23 protein-coding genes are annotated in these 20,978 nt (G+C 57.8%); 11 read left to right on the top strand and 12 right to left on the bottom strand.

The genetic code is table 11. The annotated features are described in order from the left end of the window. Nucleotides 1-28: 28 nt before the first annotated feature. From rlmC to nfsA, 9 genes are all read right to left on the bottom strand, one after another. Nucleotides 29-1,156, bottom strand: coding sequence for a 23S rRNA (uracil(747)-C(5))-methyltransferase RlmC (gene rlmC, locus L370_RS08020; RefSeq protein ID WP_023335067.1), 1,128 nt, complete (start codon nt 1,154-1,156; stop codon nt 29-31). Between the two features lie 165 nt (nt 1,157-1,321). After that, nucleotides 1,322-1,795, bottom strand: a complete 474-nt coding sequence (locus tag L370_RS08025; protein ID WP_023335066.1) for a YbjO family protein — start codon at nt 1,793-1,795, stop codon at nt 1,322-1,324. 65 nt (nt 1,796-1,860) lie between these two features. Next, the gene (gene potI / locus L370_RS08030) at nt 1,861-2,706 is read right to left on the bottom strand and encodes a putrescine ABC transporter permease PotI (protein ID WP_023335065.1); all 846 of its coding nucleotides are present in this window, start codon (nt 2,704-2,706) and stop codon (nt 1,861-1,863) included. After that, the gene (gene potH / locus L370_RS08035; protein WP_023335064.1) at nt 2,703-3,656 is read right to left on the bottom strand and encodes a putrescine ABC transporter permease PotH; all 954 of its coding nucleotides are present in this window, start codon (nt 3,654-3,656) and stop codon (nt 2,703-2,705) included. Before potH ends, potI begins: the two co-directional genes overlap by 4 nt. Nucleotides 3,657-3,665: 9 nt before the next feature. After that, entirely contained in the window at nt 3,666-4,799 is a 1,134-nt protein-coding gene (potG, locus tag L370_RS08040; protein ID WP_024907855.1) for a putrescine ABC transporter ATP-binding subunit PotG, read from the bottom strand. Between the two features lie 98 nt (nt 4,800-4,897). Next, on the bottom strand, nt 4,898-6,010 hold the full coding sequence (gene potF / locus L370_RS08045) for a spermidine/putrescine ABC transporter substrate-binding protein PotF (RefSeq protein WP_023335062.1): 1,113 nt from the start codon (nt 6,008-6,010) through the stop codon (nt 4,898-4,900). Nucleotides 6,011-6,361: 351 nt separating this feature from the next. Then, nucleotides 6,362-6,838, bottom strand: a complete 477-nt coding sequence (locus L370_RS08050) for a YbjN domain-containing protein (RefSeq protein ID WP_014169308.1) — start codon at nt 6,836-6,838, stop codon at nt 6,362-6,364. A 63-nt stretch (nt 6,839-6,901) separates the two neighbouring features. Beyond that, the gene (gene rimK, locus L370_RS08055; RefSeq protein WP_032639049.1) at nt 6,902-7,804 is read right to left on the bottom strand and encodes a 30S ribosomal protein S6--L-glutamate ligase; all 903 of its coding nucleotides are present in this window, start codon (nt 7,802-7,804) and stop codon (nt 6,902-6,904) included. A 69-nt stretch (nt 7,805-7,873) separates the two neighbouring features. Continuing rightward, nucleotides 7,874-8,596 (bottom strand): nitroreductase NfsA, encoded by a 723-nt coding sequence (gene nfsA / locus L370_RS08060; protein WP_023335060.1) that lies wholly within the window; start codon nt 8,594-8,596, stop codon nt 7,874-7,876. Nucleotides 8,597-8,780: 184 nt separating this feature from the next. Here nfsA and L370_RS08065 point away from each other — a divergent pair, with 184 nt between their 5' ends. Next, nucleotides 8,781-9,050 carry a GrxA family glutaredoxin gene (locus tag L370_RS08065; protein ID WP_006809455.1) on the top strand — a complete coding sequence of 90 codons (270 nt, stop codon included), beginning with the start codon at nt 8,781-8,783 and terminating at the stop codon, nt 9,048-9,050. Between the two features lie 30 nt (nt 9,051-9,080). Here L370_RS08065 and L370_RS08070 read toward each other — a convergent pair whose 3' ends face one another. Beyond that, nucleotides 9,081-9,455 (bottom strand): inner membrane protein YbjM, encoded by a 375-nt coding sequence (locus L370_RS08070; protein WP_023335059.1) that lies wholly within the window; start codon nt 9,453-9,455, stop codon nt 9,081-9,083. Between the two features lie 273 nt (nt 9,456-9,728). Here L370_RS08070 and L370_RS08075 point away from each other — a divergent pair, with 273 nt between their 5' ends. The 5 genes from L370_RS08075 to L370_RS08095 all read left to right on the top strand — a co-directional run bounded on the left by L370_RS08075 (nt 9,729) and on the right by L370_RS08095 (nt 14,650). After that, nucleotides 9,729-11,414: an aspartate:alanine antiporter gene (locus L370_RS08075; protein ID WP_023335058.1), complete on the top strand. Its 1,686-nt coding sequence runs from the start codon at nt 9,729-9,731 to the stop codon at nt 11,412-11,414. 252 nt (nt 11,415-11,666) lie between these two features. Then, nucleotides 11,667-11,987 (top strand): metalloregulator ArsR/SmtB family transcription factor, encoded by a 321-nt coding sequence (locus L370_RS08080; RefSeq protein ID WP_023335057.1) that lies wholly within the window; start codon nt 11,667-11,669, stop codon nt 11,985-11,987. 40 nt (nt 11,988-12,027) lie between these two features. Further along, nucleotides 12,028-13,317 carry an arsenic transporter gene (locus L370_RS08085; RefSeq protein ID WP_023335056.1) on the top strand — a complete coding sequence of 430 codons (1,290 nt, stop codon included), beginning with the start codon at nt 12,028-12,030 and terminating at the stop codon, nt 13,315-13,317. A gap of 12 nt (nt 13,318-13,329) precedes the next feature. Further along, the gene (arsC, locus tag L370_RS08090; RefSeq protein ID WP_023335055.1) at nt 13,330-13,761 is read left to right on the top strand and encodes a glutaredoxin-dependent arsenate reductase; all 432 of its coding nucleotides are present in this window, start codon (nt 13,330-13,332) and stop codon (nt 13,759-13,761) included. A 118-nt stretch (nt 13,762-13,879) separates the two neighbouring features. Then, entirely contained in the window at nt 13,880-14,650 is a 771-nt protein-coding gene (locus tag L370_RS08095) for an SDR family NAD(P)-dependent oxidoreductase (protein ID WP_023335054.1), read from the top strand. Here L370_RS08095 and L370_RS08100 read toward each other — a convergent pair. Next, nucleotides 14,647-15,198: a TetR/AcrR family transcriptional regulator gene (locus L370_RS08100; protein ID WP_023335053.1), complete on the bottom strand. Its 552-nt coding sequence runs from the start codon at nt 15,196-15,198 to the stop codon at nt 14,647-14,649. The two genes, L370_RS08095 and L370_RS08100, sit on opposite strands and share 4 nt — an antisense overlap. Nucleotides 15,199-15,279: 81 nt before the next feature. Here L370_RS08100 and L370_RS08105 point away from each other — a divergent pair, with 81 nt between their 5' ends. After that, complete coding sequence (locus L370_RS08105) at nt 15,280-16,494, top strand: MFS transporter (protein ID WP_023335052.1); 1,215 nt, start codon at nt 15,280-15,282, stop codon at nt 16,492-16,494. Further along, a complete protein-coding gene (locus tag L370_RS08110; RefSeq protein WP_023335051.1) occupies nt 16,484-17,296 on the top strand; it encodes a Cof-type HAD-IIB family hydrolase in 813 nt (270 codons plus the stop codon). Before L370_RS08105 ends, L370_RS08110 begins: the two co-directional genes overlap by 11 nt. Before the next feature lie 67 nt (nt 17,297-17,363). On the opposite strand, the gene L370_RS08115 is transcribed toward L370_RS08110, so the two are convergent. Next, nucleotides 17,364-18,596, bottom strand: a complete 1,233-nt coding sequence (locus L370_RS08115; protein WP_023335050.1) for an MFS transporter — start codon at nt 18,594-18,596, stop codon at nt 17,364-17,366. Nucleotides 18,597-18,764: 168 nt separating this feature from the next. On the opposite strand from L370_RS08115, the gene L370_RS08120 reads away from it, so the two are divergent. From L370_RS08120 to deoR, 3 genes are all read left to right on the top strand, one after another. Beyond that, nucleotides 18,765-19,493: a phosphatase PAP2 family protein gene (locus L370_RS08120; RefSeq protein WP_023335049.1), complete on the top strand. Its 729-nt coding sequence runs from the start codon at nt 18,765-18,767 to the stop codon at nt 19,491-19,493. A 7-nt stretch (nt 19,494-19,500) separates the two neighbouring features. Further along, nucleotides 19,501-20,109, top strand: a complete 609-nt coding sequence (gene ybjG / locus L370_RS08125; protein ID WP_023335048.1) for an undecaprenyl-diphosphate phosphatase — start codon at nt 19,501-19,503, stop codon at nt 20,107-20,109. A 67-nt stretch (nt 20,110-20,176) separates the two neighbouring features. Next, entirely contained in the window at nt 20,177-20,935 is a 759-nt protein-coding gene (gene deoR / locus L370_RS08130) for a DNA-binding transcriptional repressor DeoR (protein ID WP_023335047.1), read from the top strand. Nucleotides 20,936-20,978 lie beyond the last annotated feature (43 nt).

The following is a 20,978-nucleotide window of genomic DNA, read 5'->3' as shown; positions in this document are numbered from 1 at the left end:
CCGGAGGGCCGCCCTCCGGCTGCTTTGCTTATTGTTTAACGAGCAGCGTCAACACTTCATAATGCGCGGTATGCGGGAACATATCGAAAAGCTGAACGCGTTCAATGCGGTAGCCCGGCAGGCTGGCAATATCTTTCGCCATGGTCTGTGCGTTACAGCTGGAATAGACGATGTACTCGGGCGCCATCTGGCTCAGGTAGTCGCACAGCGCATTCCCAATGCCGCGGCGCGGCGGGTTGACCAGCACCAGCGCCGGCACGTTGCCCTGGCCGGTGGCGAACTGCGTGGAGTCCAGCGCCTGGAAGTGCAGATTCGTTAACCCCAGCTCGGCGGCGGACTGTTTCGCGCAGGCAATCGCTTCGGCAGAAATCTCAATTCCGGTGAGCTGCATCTCGGGCGTGGCGCAGTGCAGGCCAAAGCCGCCCACGCCGCAGAAGAGATCCCACATATGCTGGATGTTTAACGCACGCACCCAGTCGCGGGCGGTGGCGTAGAGGCTGCTAGCCACGGTTGGGTTAGTCTGGAAGAAGCTTTGCGGGCGGATCCACAGCGGCACGCCGTTGAAGTTCTCGGCCAGCGCGTGCTGTTCGGTGAAGAAAATCTCTTTCTCCCCCTCCATGATCGCCATATGCACCGGCTGAATATTCGCCGTAATGACCTTCAGCTGCGGAAGCTGCGCCTGCAGCCACGGCAGCGCCGCGCGAAGCTGCTCCAGCTTGGTTTCGGAGCGCAGCACGACGCGCAGCATCATGCCGCCGTCGATCTGGCTTTCCGTCAGCAGAAGGTATTTCAGCTCGCCGCGCCTGCGGGCGACGTTGTACGGCGTTAACCCTGCACGCGCGATAAACGGTTTCAGCGCGGCAAAGACGGGCTCAAAGGAGGCGGGATACAGCGGACAGTCGGTTAAATCTTCCGGCGTGCCGTCGCGGTGCAGCATCCCCAGCAGCGGTTTTTCCACGCTGCCGCTGACCACCATCTTGGCTTTATTACGAAAACCCTGCTCCGGGCCGCTGACGGGTGCGCACCACTCGCCCACCGCGTGCGCTGCCAGCAGCTGTTGCAGGTCGGCCATTTTGGCGGTGAGTTGTTGAGAGACCGGCTGTTCTATCCACTGACAGGAGCGGCAGCGTCCGGCGTCATAGAGTGCGCACTGCATATGAAAACCTTAAGAATCACGAGGGCTGCGATTATATACACAAAATCATTCAAGTTGTATCAAGGCGGCAAGTCTGAGAATCCCCAGGAGCTTACTCAAGTAAGTGACTGGGGTGAACAGACGCTGCCAACGCAGAGACGGCTTGAAGGATGACGTGTATACACATTATTGCAGGCGGAAGAACCGCCGACTGGAGGCGGGGATAAAAAGCAGGAACAGCACCAGCATATCCGGCAATTTTTGCATAAACAGCGCGCGCAGGATCTCGCGTTTGGATTCACCGGCAATGCTGAACAGCTCCGGGTAGCCGTATCCCAGCGAGGCGGCCCACAGATAGCTGGCGGCAGTCACCTGCGTAAGCAGATAGACCCAGCGCGCCCAGTTGCGCCCTTTGACCAGCGAAAACGCGCAGTAGATCTCGATAAACACCAGCACCAGGCTGCTCAAAAAGACCAGCGTCAGATTCCACGTCTGCACGCTGCGGTGAATAAATTCACCAATGCCGCGCACGCCCAGGGTGTTCAGAATCATCAGCACATCGAGGCAGCGGATCATAATAATGGCGAGCGCCGCCACCTGAACCAGTGCAGGGACGTTAGGACGCGCGTGCGTAGTACGTGATTTTTTTAATAATCCCAATGTTTTACTTCCCTGAAAAACAGTGCCGCGTCATGCGCGGCACATCACTGGAAATTTTAAATCCTTCAGCCGCGTCTTGCACGCTGGATATCGCGCACGCGCTGCTTTTCCGCGCGCGCCATCAGATACCAGGCGATAAATCCGACAATTCCGGCCACGCCGAGGATGATGGAAGCCAGGGCGTTAATCTCCGGGTTGACCCCCATGCGCACGCTGGAGAAGACCAGCATCGGCAGCGTCGTCGCACCCGGTCCGGAGACGAAGCTGGCGATAACCAGATCGTCCAGCGACAGGGTAAACGCCAGCAGCCAGCCGGAGATCACCGCCGGCATAATCATCGGCAGGGTGATGATGAAAAAGACCTTCAGCGGCGTCGCGCCGAGATCCATCGCCGCCTCCTCAATGGAGCGATCCAGCTCGCGCAGGCGCGAGGAGATCACTACCGCCACGTAGGCCGTACAGAAGGTGACGTGCGCCAGCCAGATGGTGAGCATGCCGCGATCCGCCGGCCAGCCGATGGCGTGCGCCAGGGCCACGAACAGCAGCAGCAACGCGAGTCCGGTGATCACGTCCGGCATGACCAGCGGCGCGGTGATCATAAAGGCGAACCCGTTTGAGCCGCGAAAACGCCCGAAGCGCACCATCACCAGCGCGGCGATCGTGCCCAGCACGGATGCCATTGTCGCCGCCAGGGCGGCAATGGTCAGGCTCAGCCCCACCGCGCTCATCATCGCATCGTCGTGGAACAGCTCGCTGTACCAGCGCGTCGACCAGCCCGCCCAGACCGTTACCAACTTAGAGCTGTTGAAGGAGTAGATCACCAGCATCAGCATCGGCGCATACAGGAAGGTAAAGCCGATCACGAGGATCGCAATTCGCCACGGGGAGCGCACTACCGGTAAGTTGTTCATCCGTGGTCTCCCATCTGTTTCTGCTGATGCTTGTGGAACCACATGATCGGCACGATCAGCAGCAGCAGCATGACAATCGCCACCGCAGAGGCCACCGGCCAGTCGCGGTTATTGAAGAACTCCTGCCACAGCACGCGGCCAATCATGATGCTGTCCGGGCCGCCGAGCAGTTCCGGGATCACAAACTCCCCCACCGCCGGGATAAAGACCAGCATTGACCCGGCGATAATCCCGCCTTTGGTCAGCGGGACAATGACGCTGAAGAAGGTTTTTAGCGGGCGGGCGCCGAGATCGAGCGACGCTTCCACCAGCGAGTAATCAATGCGCGTCAGGGCCGTATAGATCGGCAACACCATAAACGGCAGATAGGCGTACACAATGCCGATATAGACCGCGAGGTTAGTGTGCAGGATCGTCAGCGGCTGATCGATAACCCCGAGCCACATGAGAAAGTTATTCAACACGCCGTTGTTTTTCAGGATCCCCATCCAGGCGTAAACGCGGATCAGGAACGAGGTCCACGACGGCAGGATAACCAGCAGCAGGAGGATGTTACGCGTCGACGGCTTGCTGTGCGCCACCGCCCACGCCAGCGGGTAGCCCATTACCAGGCAGCAGAGCGTCGAGATCGCCGCCACCTGCAGCGACTGCAGATACGCTTCGAAATAGAGCGGATCGTCGGTGAGCTGCAGGAAATTGCCCAGGTTTAAGGTCAGCGTCAGCTGCCCGTCGGCCCAGTCCAGCAGATTGGTATAAGGCGGGATCGCCCGCGCCATTTCCGCCAGGCTTATCTTGAAAACAATCAGAAACGGCAGCAGGAACAGCAGGATCAGCCACACGTACGGCATGGCGATCACTAGCTTGCGGCCGTGTTTCATCTGCATGCGCGTCAGAAAACCGGCAAAGGCGCCCGGCTTTTCTGCGCGGGCTGGAGGTTCAAGTGTGCTCATGATCGCTCCTTATACCGTCAGCACGACGCAGCTGTCAGCATCCCAGCACAGGCGCACTTCGTCACCCCAGGTCGGCTGCCCCTTGCGATAGCGATGTTCGTTCTGTAGCTGCGCGCTGAGCATCTGCCCGCTTTTCAGACGCACATGGTAAATAGACAGATCGCCCAGATAGGCAATGTGGACCACTTCGCCCACGGCAAAGTTATAGCCATCGGCAGGCGGATCCTCACAAAGCATGATTTTCTCCGGACGCAGCGCGACGTAGACCGGCACGTTGTCCACCACCGAGTTATCAGGATCGACCTTAAGCGGATGCTGCAGCCCCGGCGATTCAATGACCAGGCCATCTTCCTGACGATCTTTCAGCAGCCCTTCGAAAACGTTAACTGAGCCAATGAACTCCGCGCTGTAGCGGGTGGTTGGGTGCTCGTAAATCTCTTCCGGCTCGCCGATCTGCACGAACTTCCCGCGGTTCATGATCGCAATACGCCCGGCCATGGTCATCGCTTCTTCCTGGTCGTGGGTGACCATCACGCAGGTCACGCCCACGCGCTCGAGAATGTCCACCACTTCGAGCTGCATGCGGTCGCGCAGTTTTTTATCCAGCGCGCCCATCGGCTCGTCGAGCAGCAGCAGCTTCGGACGTTTTGCCAGACTGCGGGCCAGGGCCACGCGCTGACGCTGGCCGCCGGAAAGCTGGTGCGGCTTACGCTTCGCGAACTCCTGCATGTGCACCAGGCTCAGCATCTCGGCCACGCGCGCGGTAATTTCGGCCTTTGGCAGCTTGTCCTGCTTCAGGCCAAAGGCGATGTTCTGCTCCACCGTCATGTGCGGGAACAGCGCGTAGGACTGGAACATCATGTTAATCGGGCGCTGATACGGCGGCACGCTGGAGAGATCCACGCCATCGAGCATAATCTGCCCGGCCGTGGGCTGTTCGAAACCGGCCAGCATGCGCAGCAGCGTCGATTTGCCGCAGCCAGAAGCCCCCAGAAGGGCAAAAATTTCGCCTTTATAGATAGTCAGGCTGACGTCGTCCACGGCATGCTGGCCATCGAAAGATTTGGTGAGGTTACGAATTTCAAGAAGCGGGGTCAGCGCTTTACGGACTTTCGCCTGCGGGCGGGGGATCGCGTCATTCACGGGGTGCTCTCCGGCAGAAATCAAATCATGGTGCAGGCGCACCATAACGGTGCGCCTGTTGCCGGGGGCGATTCGCTTGCCCGGCCTACGACAAAGGGTTATTTACCGCTTTTCACCTTGGTCCACGCGCGGGTACGCACGCGGTCAATTTTTGGATCCTGAACTTTCAGGGTGAAGAGCTTGGCGAACACGTCCGCCGGTGGATAGATAGCCGGGTTGTTACGGATTTCTTCGCTCACCAGCGGCACGGAGGCCTTGTTACCGTTCGCGTAGTATACGTGGTCGCTGATGTGGGCGATCACCTCAGGACGCATCAGGTAGTTGAGGAACTGATAGGCTTCGTCTTTGTTCTTCGCATCAGCCGGCATCGCGAAGACGTCAAAGAAGGCCAGCGCCCCCTCTTTCGGAATGAAGTAAGAGACGTTCACGCCGTTTTTCGCCTCTTTCGCGCGGTTAGCCGCCTGCCACACGTCGCCCGCCCAGCCGATCGCAACGCAGATGTCGCCGTTCGCCAGGTCGTTAATGTACTGAGACGAGTGGAAGTAACGAATGTTTGGACGCAGCTTCAGCAGCAGATCGGTCGCCGGGCCGGTGTAATCATCGGCTTTACTGCTGTTCGGGTCTTTGCCCAGGTAGTTCAGCACGGTCGCGAAAATCTCTTCCGGCGCATCGAGGAAGGAGACGCCGCAGCTTTTCAGCTTCTCCAGGTTTTCCGGCTTCAGCACCACGTCCCAGCTGTCCAGCTTGACGTCCGGGCCCAGCACCGCTTTGACTTTATCCACGTTGTAGCCGATACCGGTGGTCGCCCACAGGTAAGGCATGGCGTATTTGTTGTCCGGGTCATGCTTCGCCACCAGCTTCAGCACTTCCGGATCGAGGTTTTTCCAGTTCGGTAACTTGCTCTTATCCAGCGGCTGGAAGACGCCTGCCGTCAGCTGACGCTCCAGGAAACTTGCAGAAGGCACCACAAGATCAAACCCGGTGCTGCCCGCCATCAGTTTTCCTTCCAGCACTTCGTTGGAATCGAAAACGTCGTAGACCACTTTAATGCCGGTCTCTTTTTCAAAATTCGCCACCGTGTCCGGCGCAATATAGTCAGACCAGTTGTAAACGTGCAGCGTTTTTTGTTCCGCAGCGAGCGTGCCGGCAGAGACGGCCATCAGAGCACCCGCAACCAGACCCGATAACCATTTTTTATTCAAGGCGATCATATCTTTATTCCTTCTGAAAGCTCGTTAACAAACGAACTAAAACTGTGCAATCTGAAGATATGCAATAATCATGCATAGTTTGTCGCTCTGCCTAAAATAAAAAGAAACCTCTTTACCCGGCAGCTTCCGCTCGCTTTTTTAAGCATCGCAAGAATAACTGTAGCCCGTGTCTCCGGCTATAGCCCAGACGAAAAAACGCCTTTTATCAATTTTTTATGCAGGTTATGTCTACGTGATAAGCCGAAACGGCCTTGAGGGAGGTGAAAAATTCTTTAAAGAAAGGTTAAAAGCAGCAGAAAAAATGGCCTTCTGCAGCCGCTATGGCAGCGACTGCGCAAAAGTCAGACAGGCTTAGTGAAGAAAATTGGGAGATGCATCATTATTCTCTGCATCATCTTCCGCGCTATACAGCAGATGATGCGCGTTGGCTTCCATCATGACCATCGAAATTTGCTCTTCACTCAAGCGCATAAACCAGGAGAACTGCTTGAACGACAGCCCGGCACCGGAGAATAAAGACTGGCAAACGACCAGTTTTGGCAGATTATCATCCTGTATGTCGAGAAATGCTTTCACCGTCAAAGAACTGGCGTTGATCGCTGACAGGTCGGAGGCCAGTGCCAGCAGCGCAGACGGCTTCACTTCGGCCAGCGCGGAGAAAAGGATCACGTCGTTTATGAGATCGATTTTGGCATCGAAAATGCCGTCGAAATTCTGCATATGAGGCAGATGCAGCGCCTGGCAGGAATCGCATTCGAAGAACGTAATTCCGGCATCATCAAGCCATTGACGTAACGTATCCAGTGTAGGTACGACCTGTAAATCCATCGCTGTGCAGCCTCTTTAGTAAAAACTTCGCATAGGGTACTCAAAAAGCGCGCGGTAATCCATTTAACCGCCCGTTTTAAGACAGTAGCCCGGCGTGGCATGACGCTCGATCCATGAGATCATTTTACCCGCAATATCGACACCTGTGGTTTTTTCCACGCCTTCCAGCCCCGGCGAGGCGTTCACCTCCATCACCAGCGGCCCGCGCGTCGCCCGCAGAAGGTCTACGCCCGCCACGTCCAGCCCAAGGGTTTGCGCCGCTTTGACGGCAATTTCCCGCTCCCGGTCGCTGATATCAGCGATTCTTGCAATGCCGCCGCGGTGAAGGTTAGAGCGGAAGTCGCCCTCTTTCGCCTGGCGCTCAATGGCCGCCACCACTTCATTGCCGACCACGAAGCAGCGGATGTCGCGCCCTTTTGCCTCTTCGATGTACTCCTGAACCAGAATATGGGCATTCAGTCCCCGGAAGGCGTCAATCACGCTCTCCGCCGCCTGACGCGTCTCCGCCAGCACCACGCCAATGCCCTGCGTGCCTTCCACCAGCTTGATGACCAGCGGCGCACCGCCAACCATATCAATAAGATCGCTGGTGTCGTCCGGGGAATGGGCAATCCCGGTGACGGGGAGATCGATCCCCTGACGGGCAAGCAGCTGCAGCGAGCGGAGCTTATCGCGGGCGCGGGATATAGCGACGGATTCGTTGAGCGGATAGCTGCCCAGCATCTCGAACTGGCGCAGCGCGGCGGTGCCGTAATAGGTGATCTGGGAGCCGATGCGCGGGATCACGGCATCAAAGTGCGGCAGCTTGCGGCCTTTGTAGTGAATCGACGAGGCGGCCGGGTCGATGTTCATATAGCAGGACATCGGGTCCAAGATCTCAACCTGATGCCCGCGTTTCGCCGCCGCGTCTCGCAGGCGTTTACATGAATAGAGCGTTCCATCCCGGGACAATATGGCAATTTTCACCCTGCACCTCTCTGAAGACATGGAAAAAGCCTGCATATCATATACGCAGGCAGGCGCAGGAGGAATGGACTATCGCGTCGCCCAGCCCTGTTTGTGGAGGTAATCAAGAATGAACGGGCGGTTTTCTTTAATGATGGTGCGACGAATATGGTCAGTCCAGGTATCACGACGGTTATTGCTGCCGCGCGTCATGTAGTAGTTCGCCAGCTCTTCATCATAGTGATTCAGGACGTCCTGATCGACCGGCTGGTAGTGGTTTTCGTGCACCAGCATCGCGGCAGGAATGCGCGGCTTGAGATCCGGGTTATCCGCAGGCCAGCCGAGGCACAGCCCGAACAAGGGCAGCACGTGTTTTGGCAGCTTCAGCAGCTCGGTCACGCTTTCGATGTTATTACGCAGGCCGCCGATGTAAACGCCGCCTAAACCCAGCGACTCCGCCGCCGTGAAGGCGTTTTGCGCCATCAGCGCGGTATCCACCACGCCCAGCAGCAGCTGTTCGGCCAGCCCCAGCTCGGCCTCAGGGCAGATCTGCAGGTGGCGGTTAAAGTCGGCGCAGAACACCCAGAACTCTGCCGCCTGGGCCACATGCTTCTGCCCGCCGGTCAGCGTGACCAGCTGTTCACGCATGGCCTTGTCGGTAATGCGGATAATGGAACTGCACTGCAGAAAGCTGGAGCTGGAGGTCGCCCTGGCGCTGTCAATAATCGCGGCACGCTGCGCCTCGGTTATCGGCTCATCGGTGAAGTGGCGAATGGAGCGGTGGGACTGGAGCAGGTCAATCGTTGGTGTCATCTTGTCTCTCTTTGTCTTGCTTAAACCGTATGGCAGCCAGTATAGGCAATGATTTGCGCGGTGTAATTGGCGAAACATAGCCTTACTGTATCAAAGCGACAGGCGAAACCTTCTTTAATGGCGGCCGGTTATCGGGCACTATATGTCCTATTCGCCGTCAGGCTTGTTTTTTGAGGAGAGAGAAATGTTTGCAGTAATTTTTGGTCGTCCAGGGTGCCCTTACTGTGTGCGCGCGAAAGAGCTGGCTGAGAAACTGACCGAAGAGCGCGATGACTTCAACTTCCGCTACGTGGATATCCACGCGGAAGGCATCACGAAGGCGGATCTCGAAAAAACCGTAGGCAAGCCGGTTGAAACCGTACCGCAGATCTTCCTCGATCAGAAACACATCGGCGGCTGCACTGATTTTGAAGCTTACGCCAAAGAGCATCTGGGCCTGTTTGCCGCCCAGTAATGAAAGGACGCCCTCACCGAGAGGGCGTTTTTATTTGGGGTGCCGTCGGTGTAGAAGCAGGCTGCGCACAAATAAGTAGCAGAGCGCGCCAAGAGCGCACCAGAATACGGCGCTCATCAACCATGCCAGCTCCTGCCAGAAACTTCTCGTCGACACATACAGCAAGCGCATCAGCAGCAGACACAGCGGCGCAGCCAGTATGGCACCCAGCAGCGGTTTTGCGACCTCCCCTTTACGGGAGAGAAAACTGGCTGCGGCACCCGGTAGCGTAAAAAAGAGCAGCCCCAGCTCCGGATGACCGGACGCCCTGAATGCCCCTTTCACATTAAAAGCGAGCGACATGCACACGACGGTAAACAGCAAAAAGCAGCTGATCACCCCTGCCCAGTTTCGTTTAATGTTCAAACTATCCTCCTGACTTCTCTCTATCAAATATACCTTCGTCGGGTAGACGCCCAGTCAGATAAAGCAATGCGGCAATCCTTGCCAAAGTACGCACAGGGTGATGCGATAATCAGTAGCTGTCAGTAGCTAATGCGATTAAACTACACGCCAGCTAATGTTTTAGGGAATAAAGCAGGAAACAGGGAGCGTTAACGCCTTTCCCTGACCCAGAAAACAGTAGCCCAAAAAGTCCTTTCATTCAACAACTTACTGGTAAACAAGAAGTTAGCCTCCGTGAATATAAACGTCGCAGACTTGTTAAATGGGAATTACATCCTGTTATTATTTGTGGTACTGGCGCTAGGCCTTTGCCTGGGTAAATTGCGCCTGGGTTCAGTTCAACTTGGTAATTCCATTGGCGTTTTAGTCGTCTCCTTATTATTAGGCCAGCAGCACTTCAGCATTAACACGGACGCGCTCAACTTAGGTTTTATGCTGTTTATTTTTTGTGTTGGCGTGGAAGCGGGGCCGAACTTTTTTTCAATTTTCTTTCGCGACGGCAAAAATTATCTGATGCTGGCGCTGGTGATGGTCGGCAGCGCGCTGCTGATCGCGTTAGGGCTGGGTAAACTGTTTGGCTGGGATATCGGGTTAACGGCCGGTATGCTGGCAGGCTCCATGACCTCCACCCCCGTGCTGGTAGGTGCCGGCGATACCCTGCGCCATTCCGGCATGGCCGGCACGCAGCTCTCTACCGCCCTCGACCACCTGAGCCTGGGCTACGCCCTCACCTATCTGATTGGTCTGGTGAGCCTGATCGTTGGCGCACGTTACCTGCCAAAACTGCAGCACCAGGATCTACAGACCAGCGCCCAGCAAATCGCGCGCGAGCGCGGTCTCGATACCGATTCCAAACGTAAAGTCTATCTCCCGGTGATCCGCGCCTATCGCGTCGGGCCAGAGCTGGTGGCATGGGCAGACGGCAAAAACCTGCGCGAGCTGGGGATTTACCGCCAGACGGGCTGCTACATCGAACGCATCCGCCGCAACGGCATTCTGGCGAACCCGGACGGCGACGCGGTGCTGCAGATGGGCGACGACATCGCGCTGGTGGGTTACCCGGACGCGCACGCCCGTCTCGACCCGAGCTTCCGTAACGGCAAAGAGGTGTTCGACCGCGACCTGCTCGACATGCGCATCGTCACCGAAGAGATCGTGGTGAAAAACCATAACGCCGTGGGCCGCCGTCTGGCGCAGCTGAAGCTGACCGACCACGGCTGCTTCCTCAACCGCGTGATCCGCAGCCAGATTGAAATGCCTATCGACGACAACGTCGTGCTCAACAAAGGCGACGTTCTGCAGGTCAGCGGCGACGCGCGACGCGTGAAAACCGTTGCCGACCGCATCGGCTTTATCTCCATTCACAGCCAGGTCACCGACCTGCTGGCCTTCTGCGCCTTCTTTATTGTTGGCCTGATGATCGGGATGATCACCTTCCAGTTCAGCAACTTTAGCTTCGGCATAGGTAACGCTGCCGGGCTGCTGTTCGCCGGGATCATGCTGGGCTTCCTGCGAGCGAACCACCCGACATTCGGCTACATTCCGCAGGGCGCGCTGAACATGGTGAAAGAGTTCGGTCTGATGGTCTTTATGGCAGGCGTCGGCCTGAGCGCCGGTAGCGGTATCGGCCACAGCCTGGGCGCCGTCGGCTGGCAGATGCTGGTTTCCGGACTTATCGTCAGCCTGGTGCCGGTGGTGATCTGCTTCCTGTTCGGCGCCTACGTGCTGCGCATGAACCGCGCCCTGCTCTTCGGGGCGATGATGGGGGCGCGTACCTGTGCGCCAGCGATGGAAATCATCAGCGATACCGCGCGCAGCAACATCCCGGCGCTGGGGTATGCGGGCACGTACGCCATCGCCAACGTGCTGCTGACGCTGGCGGGTACGCTGATCATCATCATCTGGCCGGGACTCGGATAACTCCTAAGTTTGCGCGTGGTGAAATTATTTTCGTTACGCGCAGAACTTTTTTATCAGGGGGCAGTCATAACTAGTGCCACTGCTTTTCTTTGATGTCCCCAATTTGTGGAGCCCATCAACCCCGCCGTTTTGGTTCAAGGTTGATGGGTTTTTTGTTGCCTGAAATTCCCCTTCCTCTAATCTCACCTTCTCTCTTGTCATCAAAACATATATGATTAAACGCATATAAAAATCACACCTGCAGGAACTCCCATGCTCCACCCGCTCCAGCTCTTCAAAACCCTCTCCGACGAAACGCGGCTCGCCATCGTCATGCTACTCCGTGAAGCCGGCGAACTGTGCGTCTGCGATCTCTGCGCCGCGACAGCCGAATCTCAGCCTAAAATCTCCCGCCATATGGCGCTGCTGCGCGAGTCCGGGCTGGTTATCGATCGCCGTGAGGGGAAATGGGTCCATTACCGTCTCTCTCCCAACATGCCTGCGTGGGCGGCAACCGTTATCGATAACAGCTGGAACTGCCTGCGGGACGAGACGCGCATGAAGCTTAAAAACCGACTTTCAGGCTCGTGCTGATAAAAACACATTCACAAAAACAGATATAACGGAGTAAAGGATGTTTCTGGCAGGGGCAATTTTTCTGTTTACGCTGGTACTGGTCATCTGGCAGCCCAAAGGGCTCAGTATCGGCTGGAGCGCCACCATTGGTGCCGTGCTGGCGCTGGCCAGCGGCGTGATTCACATTAACGATATACCTGTGGTGTGGAATATCGTCTGGAACGCCACGGCAACGTTCATCGCCGTCATTATCATCAGCCTGCTGCTGGATGAGTCTGGCTTTTTCGAGTGGGCGGCGCTGCACGTTGCCCGCTGGGGGAACGGTCGCGGGCGATTGCTGTTTACGTATATCGTGCTGCTGGGCGCAGCCGTTGCGGCACTGTTTGCCAATGACGGTGCGGCGCTGATCCTGACCCCTATCGTTATCGCCATGCTGCTGGCGCTGGGGTTCAGCAAGCAAGCCACGCTGGCGTTTGTGATGGCGGCGGGTTTTATCGCCGATACCGCCAGCCTGCCGCTGATTGTGTCCAACCTGGTCAACATCGTGTCGGCAGACTTCTTTAAGCTGGGGTTCAGCGAATACGCCTCGGTGATGATCCCGGTAGATATCGCCGCGATTGCCGCAACGCTGGTAATGCTGCATCTCTTCTTTCGCAAGGAAATTCCCCCGGAATATGACCTGGCAAAACTTCGCGAGCCCGCCCGGGCCATTCACGACCTCCCAACCTTCAGAACGGGCTGGATAGTCCTGCTGCTTCTGCTCGTCGGTTTCTTCGTACTTGAACCTCTCGGCATTCCGGTCAGCGCCATTGCGACCGTCGGCGCGCTGATTTTATTCGCTGTCGCAAAGCGCGGACATGCGATAAACACAGGGAAAGTGCTGCGCGGCGCACCGTGGCAGATCGTTATTTTTTCGCTGGGGATGTATCTGGTGGTGTATGGCCTGCGCAATGCCGGGCTGACGGACTATCACACAGGCATATTGAATAACCTCGCCGGACACGGGCTGTGGGCCACCACGCTGGGGACCGGATTCATCACCGCGTTTCTGTCATCCATAATGAACAATATGCCCACGGTGCTGATTGGCGCGCTCTCCATCGAGGGCAGTACGGCGACGGGACCCATCAAGGAAGCGATGATTTACGCCAACGTGATTGGCTGCGACCTGGGGCCGAAAATCACGCCTATCGGCAGCCTCGCCACCCTGCTCTGGCTCCACGTGCTGGCGCAGAAGAACATGACGATCACCTGGGGCTACTATTTCCGGACGGGCATCATTATGACGCTGCCGGTCCTGTTTGTGACGCTCGCCGCGCTGGCGCTACGTCTCTCCTTCACACTGTAATGAGCCACTGATATGAGCCACATCACCATTTATCACAACCCCGCCTGCGGCACCTCGCGCAACACGCTGGAGATGATCCGCAACAGCGGCACGGAGCCAGAGATTATCCTCTATCTGGAAACCCCGCCGTCGCACGATACGCTGACCGCCCTGATTGCCGATATGGGCATTTCAGTTCGGGATCTGCTACGTAAAAACGTGGAGCCCTATGAACAGCTCGGCCTTGCTGAAGATAACTTCACCGACGAGCAGCTTATCGATTTTATGCTGCAACACCCGATCCTGATTAACCGTCCGATCGTGGTAACGCCGCTGGGCACCCGCCTGTGCCGCCCGTCTGAAGTCGTTCTCGATATCCTGCCGGACGCGCAAAAAGGGGCGTTTAAGAAAGAGGATGGCGAAGCCGTCGTGGACGCCAGCGGGAAAAAAATCTCGCCAAAGTAACCCATTGATAATGGCGCAGTAAGGCCTGCCAGCCGCATACCCCACCCGCCAGACAGGTTGCATCAGCCGAAACCCGGCACATACTTCTGAGGGTTAATCCTGGTGAGGGTATGCAGGTATGGGCTTGAAAAACAAAACCGCCGTCATCTTCGGCGGCAGCGGCGCCATCGGCAGCGCAGCGGCGCACGCTCTGGCGCGCGAGGGTGCGGATGTCTACCTCGCCGCGCGCAGCCACGCCAGGCTCGAGCAGGTCGCCGACAGCATTCTCGCCGACGGCGGGTCTGCCAGCACGTTTGTTTTCGATGCGCTCGATGATTCCTCGCAGCTCCCCGACCTTGCCCGTATTGATGTCGTCGTCAACGCCACGGGCTTTATGCACGATCAGGGCAAACGCCTGGAGGCGTTAACGCTCGACGAGTTCAGGCAGGGTTTCACCCCCTTCCTGGCCGCGTACTTCAACATTGCGAAAGCCGTGTCGCCCCGCATGGGCGGCGAGCATGGCGGGGCCATCATTACCGTCGTCGCTCCCGCCGCCAACATGGCGATGGCGGGCCACCTCGGGCATATCGTCGGCTGCGCGGGAACGGAAGCCTTGACCCGAGCGCTTGCGGCTGAGCTGGGGACACACAATATACGCGTGCTTTGCGTGCGTTCGCATGCGATAGCCGACGCGGTGCAGGCGGGTTCGTATGTGGGGACCATTTTCACTGCCAAGGCGCAGGCGATGGGGATTACGGTCGAGCAGTTTCTCGGCGGTGCCGCACAAAGTACCCTGACGCATCGCCTGCCGACGCTGGCGCAGGTGGCAGACACGATTGCGTTTCTGGTCTCAGATGCGGCAGGCGCCATCACGGGAACTACCGTCAATATGACCGCGGGCGCAACCTAGCAGCCGCCCTCGCCCGCAATTCTGCCCACCATCGCCCGGATCTCTTCGCGGGTTAACGGCGCCCGGTCGGTGACATAGTGCAGCGTCATCCCTTCGATAAACGCGTCCAGCGCGCGGGTAGTGACCGGGTCGAACCACTGTTCAAGCGTGGTCTGGCTCATCTTCATCCAGTCCTGCATCACCGTTTTGAGCGCCGCGCTGCGGTGCATAAAGGCGTAGAGCTGATACATCAGCGCCATGTTGTGCGGCGTGGTCACCTGGGAGCTGTGGATCAGCGTGGTGATGGATTCACACGCCATTTCCGGCCCGGTGACGCCTGCAAAGAAATCCCGGTACTGCTGCGACATCTGCCGGGTAAACCACGTGAAGGCCTCCTCCAGCAGCGGCTCCATGCCGTCGAAATAGTAGGTCATCGACCCCAGCGGCACGCCCGCGCAGGTAGCGATTTTACGGTGCGTGACGGCGTGAATCCCGTGCTCGGCAATGGTATCGAGCGTTGCCTGCAGGATCTTCTCCCGGCGGTGCGGATCGTTCGGTGGTCTGCTCATAACTTCCTCACGTGGTTTATGTACAAATGTACACAAACTTGCTAGTGTTGTCGCTATTGTTGTACTTCTGGTGCTACCCCAATGACGCTGACCTCTCCCCGCAAAACCCTGCAGCGACGCCTGTGGGCGCTGTTTATGTTCTTCTTTATTCCCGGTCTGCTGATGGCCTCCTGGGCCACGCGCACCCCCGCCATTCGCGATATTTTGTCCGTTTCTACCGCTGAAATGGGCATCGTGCTGTTCGGCCTCTCGATAGGCTCCATGAGCGGCATTCTCTGCTCCGCGTGGCTGGTAAAGCGCTTCGGTACGCGAGCGGTGATCCGCACCACCATGTGCTTTGCCGTGTTCGGGATGGGAATATTGAGCGTGGCGCTGTGGTGTGCGTCGCCGGTGCTGTTCGCCCTGGGGCTGACGGTATTTGGCGGCAGCTTCGGTTCGGCGGAAGTTGCCATCAACGTTGAAGGAGCAGCGGTCGAACGTGAGATGAACAAAACCGTGCTGCCGATGATGCACGGTTTTTACAGCCTCGGCACGCTGGCCGGTGCGGGCGTGGGGATGGCGCTGACGGCCACCGGCGTGAGCGCGAATCTGCATATCCTGCTGGCGGCGCTGGTGTGCATCATTCCGATTCTGACCGGCATCCGGGCCATCCCGGACGGCACCGGTAAGAACTCCGCTGACGAACAGCACTCGGCCGAAAAAGGGCTGCCCTTCTACCGCGACTTCCAGCTGATACTGATCGGCGTGGTGGTGCTGGCGATGGCGTTCGCGGAAGGTTCCGCCAACGACTGGCTGCCGCTGCTGATGGTGGACGGTCACGGCTTTAGCCCGACCTCCGGCTCGCTGATTTACGCCGGGTTTACGCTGGGGATGACCGTGGGTCGCTTCACCGGCGGCTGGTTTATCGACCGCTACAGCCGCGTAGCGGTGGTACGCGCCAGCGCCCTGCTGGGCGGCCTGGGTATCGCGATGATCATCTTTGTGGATGTGGACTGGATTGCCGGGGTCTCGGTGATCCTCTGGGGACTGGGCGCGTCGCTCGGCTTCCCGCTGACCATTTCCGCCGCCAGCGATACCGGCCCGGATGCCCCGACGCGCGTCAGCGTGGTGGCAACCACGGGCTATCTTGCCTTCCTGGTCGGGCCGCCGCTGCTCGGCTTCCTCGGCGAGCACTACGGGCTGCGCAGCGCCATGCTGGTGGTGTTAGGGTTGGTCATCATCGCGGCGCTGGTGGCGCGCGCGGTGGCAAAGCCGGAAACGAATCAAACGACACTGGAGAAGGGATATGAGCGTTAAACTGATCGCCGTCGACATGGATGGTACTTTTTTAAGCGATGCCAAGACCTATAATCGGCCGCGCTTTCTGGTGCAGTACGCCCGCATGAAGGCGCAAGGCATTCGCTTCGTGGTCGCCAGCGGCAACCAGTACTACCAGCTGATCTCCTTTTTCCCGGAGATCGCGCACGAAATTTCATTCGTTGCTGAAAACGGCGGCTGGGTCGTGAGCGAAGGAGAAGATGTCTTTAACGGCGAACTGTCGAAAGCCCATTTCGAAACCGTCGCGAACGTGTTAAGCGACGTGCCGGGCATTGAGATCATCGCCTGCGGAAAAGGCAGCGCGTACACGCTGAAATGCTATGACGAGGGCTTTAAGGATATCGCGGCGAAGTACTACCACCGCCTCGAAATGGTCAGTGATTTTGATAACCTGGAGGATATTTTCTTCAAGTTCGGGCTTAACGTGTCTGACGAAGAAATACCGCGTATTCAGGCGCTGCTGCATGAAAAGCTGAGCGACATCATGGTGCCCGTCACGACCGGCCACGGCAGTATCGATCTGATCATTCCCGGCGTGCATAAAGCCAACGGTCTGCGGATCCTGCAAAAGCGCTGGGGCATAGACGATAGCGAAGTCGTGGCTTTCGGCGACAGCGGCAACGACGTGGAGATGCTGCGTCAGTCCGGGTTCAGCTTTGCGATGGCGAATGCCAGACCGCATATTAAAGCGGTGGCCCGTTTTGAAGCGCCGCACAATAACGATGAAGGCGTTTTAAACGTGATTGAGAAGGTGTTGAACGGGGAGGCGCCGTTTAATTGATACCGTGCGGTCGGATGCCCTCTCCCCTCACCCTGGCCCTCTCTCCAAAGGGGAGAGGGAAGAAAGATTAGGGTTGCAGGGCGTTTCCGACGCGTTTGTCTTTCAGGAACACCACCATCAGGCCAACCCACAGCACGCCGTTGGCGAGGTTAAACAGGCTGAACAGCCCGTTGCCGCCCAGCGCGTAGGCATGCTTGCTCACCTCGATACCGACGGTAAAAATCAGCATCTGCAGCATGCCCATCGCCGCTGAGACCGTGCCTTTACTCATCTCGCTCGCAAACAGCGTCAGGCGCACCAGCCCGGCGTTGGCCACGCCAATCCCGAAGGCATAGAGGCTCAGCCCCGCCGTCATCCACAGATAGGCGTGGGATGACGCGACGGTCGCCACCGCAGCCAGAATCAGCCCTGCCGCAATCGGCCAGCCGCCCATGATAATCAGTGAACGCACGGTGCGGCGTGACGTCAGGCGTGCCAGCACCAGGTTACCGATAATCAGCGCGCCAAAGATCGGCACCTGCAGCAGACCATACTCGTAGCTGCTGAGCTTTTCACCGCTAATGATAATAACCGGAGACTGCGCAATCCACGCCAGCAGCGGCAGGCTAACGAATCCGGTCGCCAGCGCGCCCGCCACAAAGCGGCCATTCTTCAGCACTTCTTTGTAATCCCGACCCAGCTCTTTCAGCGAGAGTTTCTCGCCGATGCGGGTGGCCGTTTCCGGCATCGCGCGGTGCAGGCCAAAGAACGCGAAGGCGGCGAGAACTGCAAAGAGCACAAACATCCCTTCCCACGGCGCAACGTGCACCCACGCGGCCCCCACCAGCGGCCCGAGTAAGGGGGCGATCAGCGCCACGTTCGCCATCAGCGCGGTAATTTTGATGCACACCGCCTCTTCAAAGGACTCCTGAATGGCGGCATACCCCACGGCGCCGATAAAGCACAGGCTCACCCCCTGCAGGAAGCGCAGCAGGGTAAATTGTTCAATGTTTTGCGCCAGCAGCGTGGCGAGACAGGTGACGATAAACCACACCACGCCCGTGAGCATTACCGGACGGCGGCCAATACGATCCGACAGCGGGCCTAACAGCCACTGTAAAAACATGCCGCCGGCCAGATAGGCGGTCATGGAGGTCGGTACCCACTCAATTCCCGCGTTGTACTGCGCCACAACGGCCAGCATACCGGGCTGGATCATATCGTTGCCGATATAGGTAGAAAATTCGTAGAGCACCAGACACAGGGGGAAAAGCAACGCCTGACGACCCAGACGTGAACCAGAAGAAGAACGGTTTAACATGCAATCTCTTAATAATGACAAAATCGCGACGAGTTTAATGAAATGCCGCTGCCCGAGATAGTGATTTATCGAGGATAAACAGAAATAAAGCACATATCGTCTTCGTTTAAGGTTTCCTTAAGTTGACAGATTTATGATAGCCCGATTACTCGTCAACGACCCCAAATTATGGCACTCACTTCCAGCCGTTCAGAATTGTCTAACTTACAGACAAATAAGACAAAACGACTTTACCGCTTGCCGGGCCGCTTTTATGGTTATCAGCTTTTCATACTGATCGCCCTTGCCGTGATTTTCACGTGGCTATCGCGCAATGAAGCGCTCGACAGATGGATCACCGGTTTTTGGTATGACGCAGCAACGCAGAGCTTTCCGCTGCAGAAAGACCACCTGCTGGATCTGCTGAACCACCGTCTGGCGAAGTACATTGCCATCGCCTTAGGCGCCGTGGCGCTGTTTTACGGCGCCTACAAGCGTAACGCAAGGCTGGTCACGGCGGCGCTGCTGATGGGCGTTGGCGCGCTGGTGGTAGGCGTGCTGAAAAGCGTGAGCCATCACAGCTGCCCGTGGGATCTGGTGGAATATGGCGGTAAGGCCGTCTCTTATCCCCTGTTCAGCGCCGTCCCTGCTGACAGCGGTCCGGGGCGCTGTTTCCCCGGCGGTCATGCCTCCAGCGGCTTTATGGTGATGGGGCTGTTTTTTGCCTTCTGGCGCGAACGTCCGCGTCTCGCCTGGTGCTTCGTCGCGCTGGGCGTGGTGTTAGGTTTGGCGATGGGCTACGGCCAGGTCATGCGCGGGGCACATTTTTTCTCTCACAACCTGTGGGCTGGGTGGTGGGTCTGGTTTTCCCAGGTGGTGGTCTACGGACTGGTTTCCGCCCGGTTTGCTAAAGAGTGATAACGCTATGTTAGAGAATTTGAATTATCAGCTGTTTTATCTGATCAACGCCACGCCAGCCTCGCCTGAGTGGACGATCGATTTTGCCACCTTTCTGGCAAAAGATCTGATCGGTATCGTGCCTGCACTGGCTGCCATCCTCTGGCTATGGGGGCCCCGCAGCCAGGTGAAGGCGCAGCGCCAGCTGGTGATTAAAGTGGCGATGGCGCTCGGGGTAAGCGTACTGCTGAGCTACATTCTGGGTCACGCCTTCCCGCACGATCGTCCTTTTGTCGATCATGTCGGCTATACCTTCCTTCACCACGCGCCGGATGACTCGTTCCCGAGCGATCACGGAACGGTGATCTTCACCTTCGCGCTGGCTTTCCTGTTCTGGCATCGCCTGTGGTCGGGTGCGGTCCTGATGGTGGCGGCTCTGGCTATCGCCTGGTCTCGCATTTACCTGGGCGTTCACTGGCCGCTGGATATGGTGGGCGGTTTCCTGGTGGGGCTGATCGGCTGCGTGAGCGCGTCTATTCTGTGGAGTCTCTTCGGTGAAGCGCTCTACCGCACGCTGTCTTCACTCTATCGCGCCATTTTTGCTATCCCGATCCGCAAAGGCTGGATACGTGACTAACCCCAACCTGACAGGTTACACTTGAACCCCCGCCCTGCGGGGGTTCACTTTTTTATCCCGAGGAACTATGGAAACACGTCGCGATGACCGCATTGCTCAGCTGCTACATGCGCTGAAGCGCAGCGATAAGCTGCATCTTAAGGAAGCCGCCAACCTCCTCGGCGTCTCAGAGATGACCATTCGTCGGGATCTGAACAGCGAAAGCGCGCCCGTCGTGCTGCTCGGCGGGTATATTGTGCTTGAGCCGCGAAGCGCCAGCCATTATCTGATCAGCGACCAGAAGACGCGCCTGGTGGAAGAGAAACGTAAAGCCGCCCGGCTTGCGGCCTCGCTGGTACAGCCGCACCAGACGCTGTTTTTTGACTGCGGCACCACCACGCCGTGGATTATCGAAGCCATCGACAGCAGCATCCCTTTTACCGCCGTGTGCTACTCCCTGAATACCTTTCTGGCGCTTCAGGAGAAACCCGAGTGCCGGGTGATCCTCTGCGGCGGCGAGTTTCACGCCAGCAACGCCATCTTTAAGCCGCTTAATCTCCAGGACACGCTCAGCAATCTCTGCCCGGACATCGCGTTTTATTCCGCCGCAGGCGTTAATGTGCGCCAGGGGGCAACCTGCTTTAATCTGGAAGAGCTGCCGGTGAAGCACTGGGCGTTGAGCGCCGCGCAGTACCATGTGCTGGTGGTTGACCACAGCAAGTTTGGTAAGGTGCGTTCGGCAAGAATGGGCGAACTGTCGCAGTTTAACGCCATCGTCAGCGACTGCCGCCCGGACGACGAGATTGTGGCGCATGCGAAGGCGCAGCAGGTGAAGTTGATGTATTGAGGTTATGCCGGGTGGCGGCTTTGCCTTACCCGGCCTACAGCGG

Source organism: Enterobacter sp. MGH 24 (assembly GCF_000493015.1).
Lineage (GTDB): Bacteria > Pseudomonadota > Gammaproteobacteria > Enterobacterales > Enterobacteriaceae > Enterobacter.
This window is presented reverse-complemented; position numbering and strand designations above follow the sequence as displayed.

Coding starts and splice junctions, on each gene's coding strand:
- rlmC (WP_023335067.1), bottom strand. CDS start 1,156: ATGCAGTGCGCACTCTATGACGCCGGACGCTGCCGCTCCTGTCAGTGG.
- potI (WP_023335065.1), bottom strand. CDS start 2,706: ATGAACAACTTACCGGTAGTGCGCTCCCCGTGGCGAATTGCGATCCTC.
- potH (WP_023335064.1), bottom strand. CDS start 3,656: ATGAGCACACTTGAACCTCCAGCCCGCGCAGAAAAGCCGGGCGCCTTT.
- potF (WP_023335062.1), bottom strand. CDS start 6,010: ATGATCGCCTTGAATAAAAAATGGTTATCGGGTCTGGTTGCGGGTGCT.
- L370_RS08050 (WP_014169308.1), bottom strand. CDS start 6,838: ATGGATTTACAGGTCGTACCTACACTGGATACGTTACGTCAATGGCTT.
- nfsA (WP_023335060.1), bottom strand. CDS start 8,596: ATGACACCAACGATTGACCTGCTCCAGTCCCACCGCTCCATTCGCCAC.
- L370_RS08065 (WP_006809455.1), top strand. CDS start 8,781: ATGTTTGCAGTAATTTTTGGTCGTCCAGGGTGCCCTTACTGTGTGCGC.
- L370_RS08080 (WP_023335057.1), top strand. CDS start 11,667: ATGCTCCACCCGCTCCAGCTCTTCAAAACCCTCTCCGACGAAACGCGG.
- L370_RS08085 (WP_023335056.1), top strand. CDS start 12,028: ATGTTTCTGGCAGGGGCAATTTTTCTGTTTACGCTGGTACTGGTCATC.
- arsC (WP_023335055.1), top strand. CDS start 13,330: ATGAGCCACATCACCATTTATCACAACCCCGCCTGCGGCACCTCGCGC.
- L370_RS08095 (WP_023335054.1), top strand. CDS start 13,880: ATGGGCTTGAAAAACAAAACCGCCGTCATCTTCGGCGGCAGCGGCGCC.
- L370_RS08100 (WP_023335053.1), bottom strand. CDS start 15,198: ATGAGCAGACCACCGAACGATCCGCACCGCCGGGAGAAGATCCTGCAG.
- L370_RS08105 (WP_023335052.1), top strand. CDS start 15,280: ATGACGCTGACCTCTCCCCGCAAAACCCTGCAGCGACGCCTGTGGGCG.
- L370_RS08110 (WP_023335051.1), top strand. CDS start 16,484: ATGAGCGTTAAACTGATCGCCGTCGACATGGATGGTACTTTTTTAAGC.
- L370_RS08115 (WP_023335050.1), bottom strand. CDS start 18,596: ATGTTAAACCGTTCTTCTTCTGGTTCACGTCTGGGTCGTCAGGCGTTG.
- L370_RS08120 (WP_023335049.1), top strand. CDS start 18,765: ATGGCACTCACTTCCAGCCGTTCAGAATTGTCTAACTTACAGACAAAT.
- ybjG (WP_023335048.1), top strand. CDS start 19,501: ATGTTAGAGAATTTGAATTATCAGCTGTTTTATCTGATCAACGCCACG.
- deoR (WP_023335047.1), top strand. CDS start 20,177: ATGGAAACACGTCGCGATGACCGCATTGCTCAGCTGCTACATGCGCTG.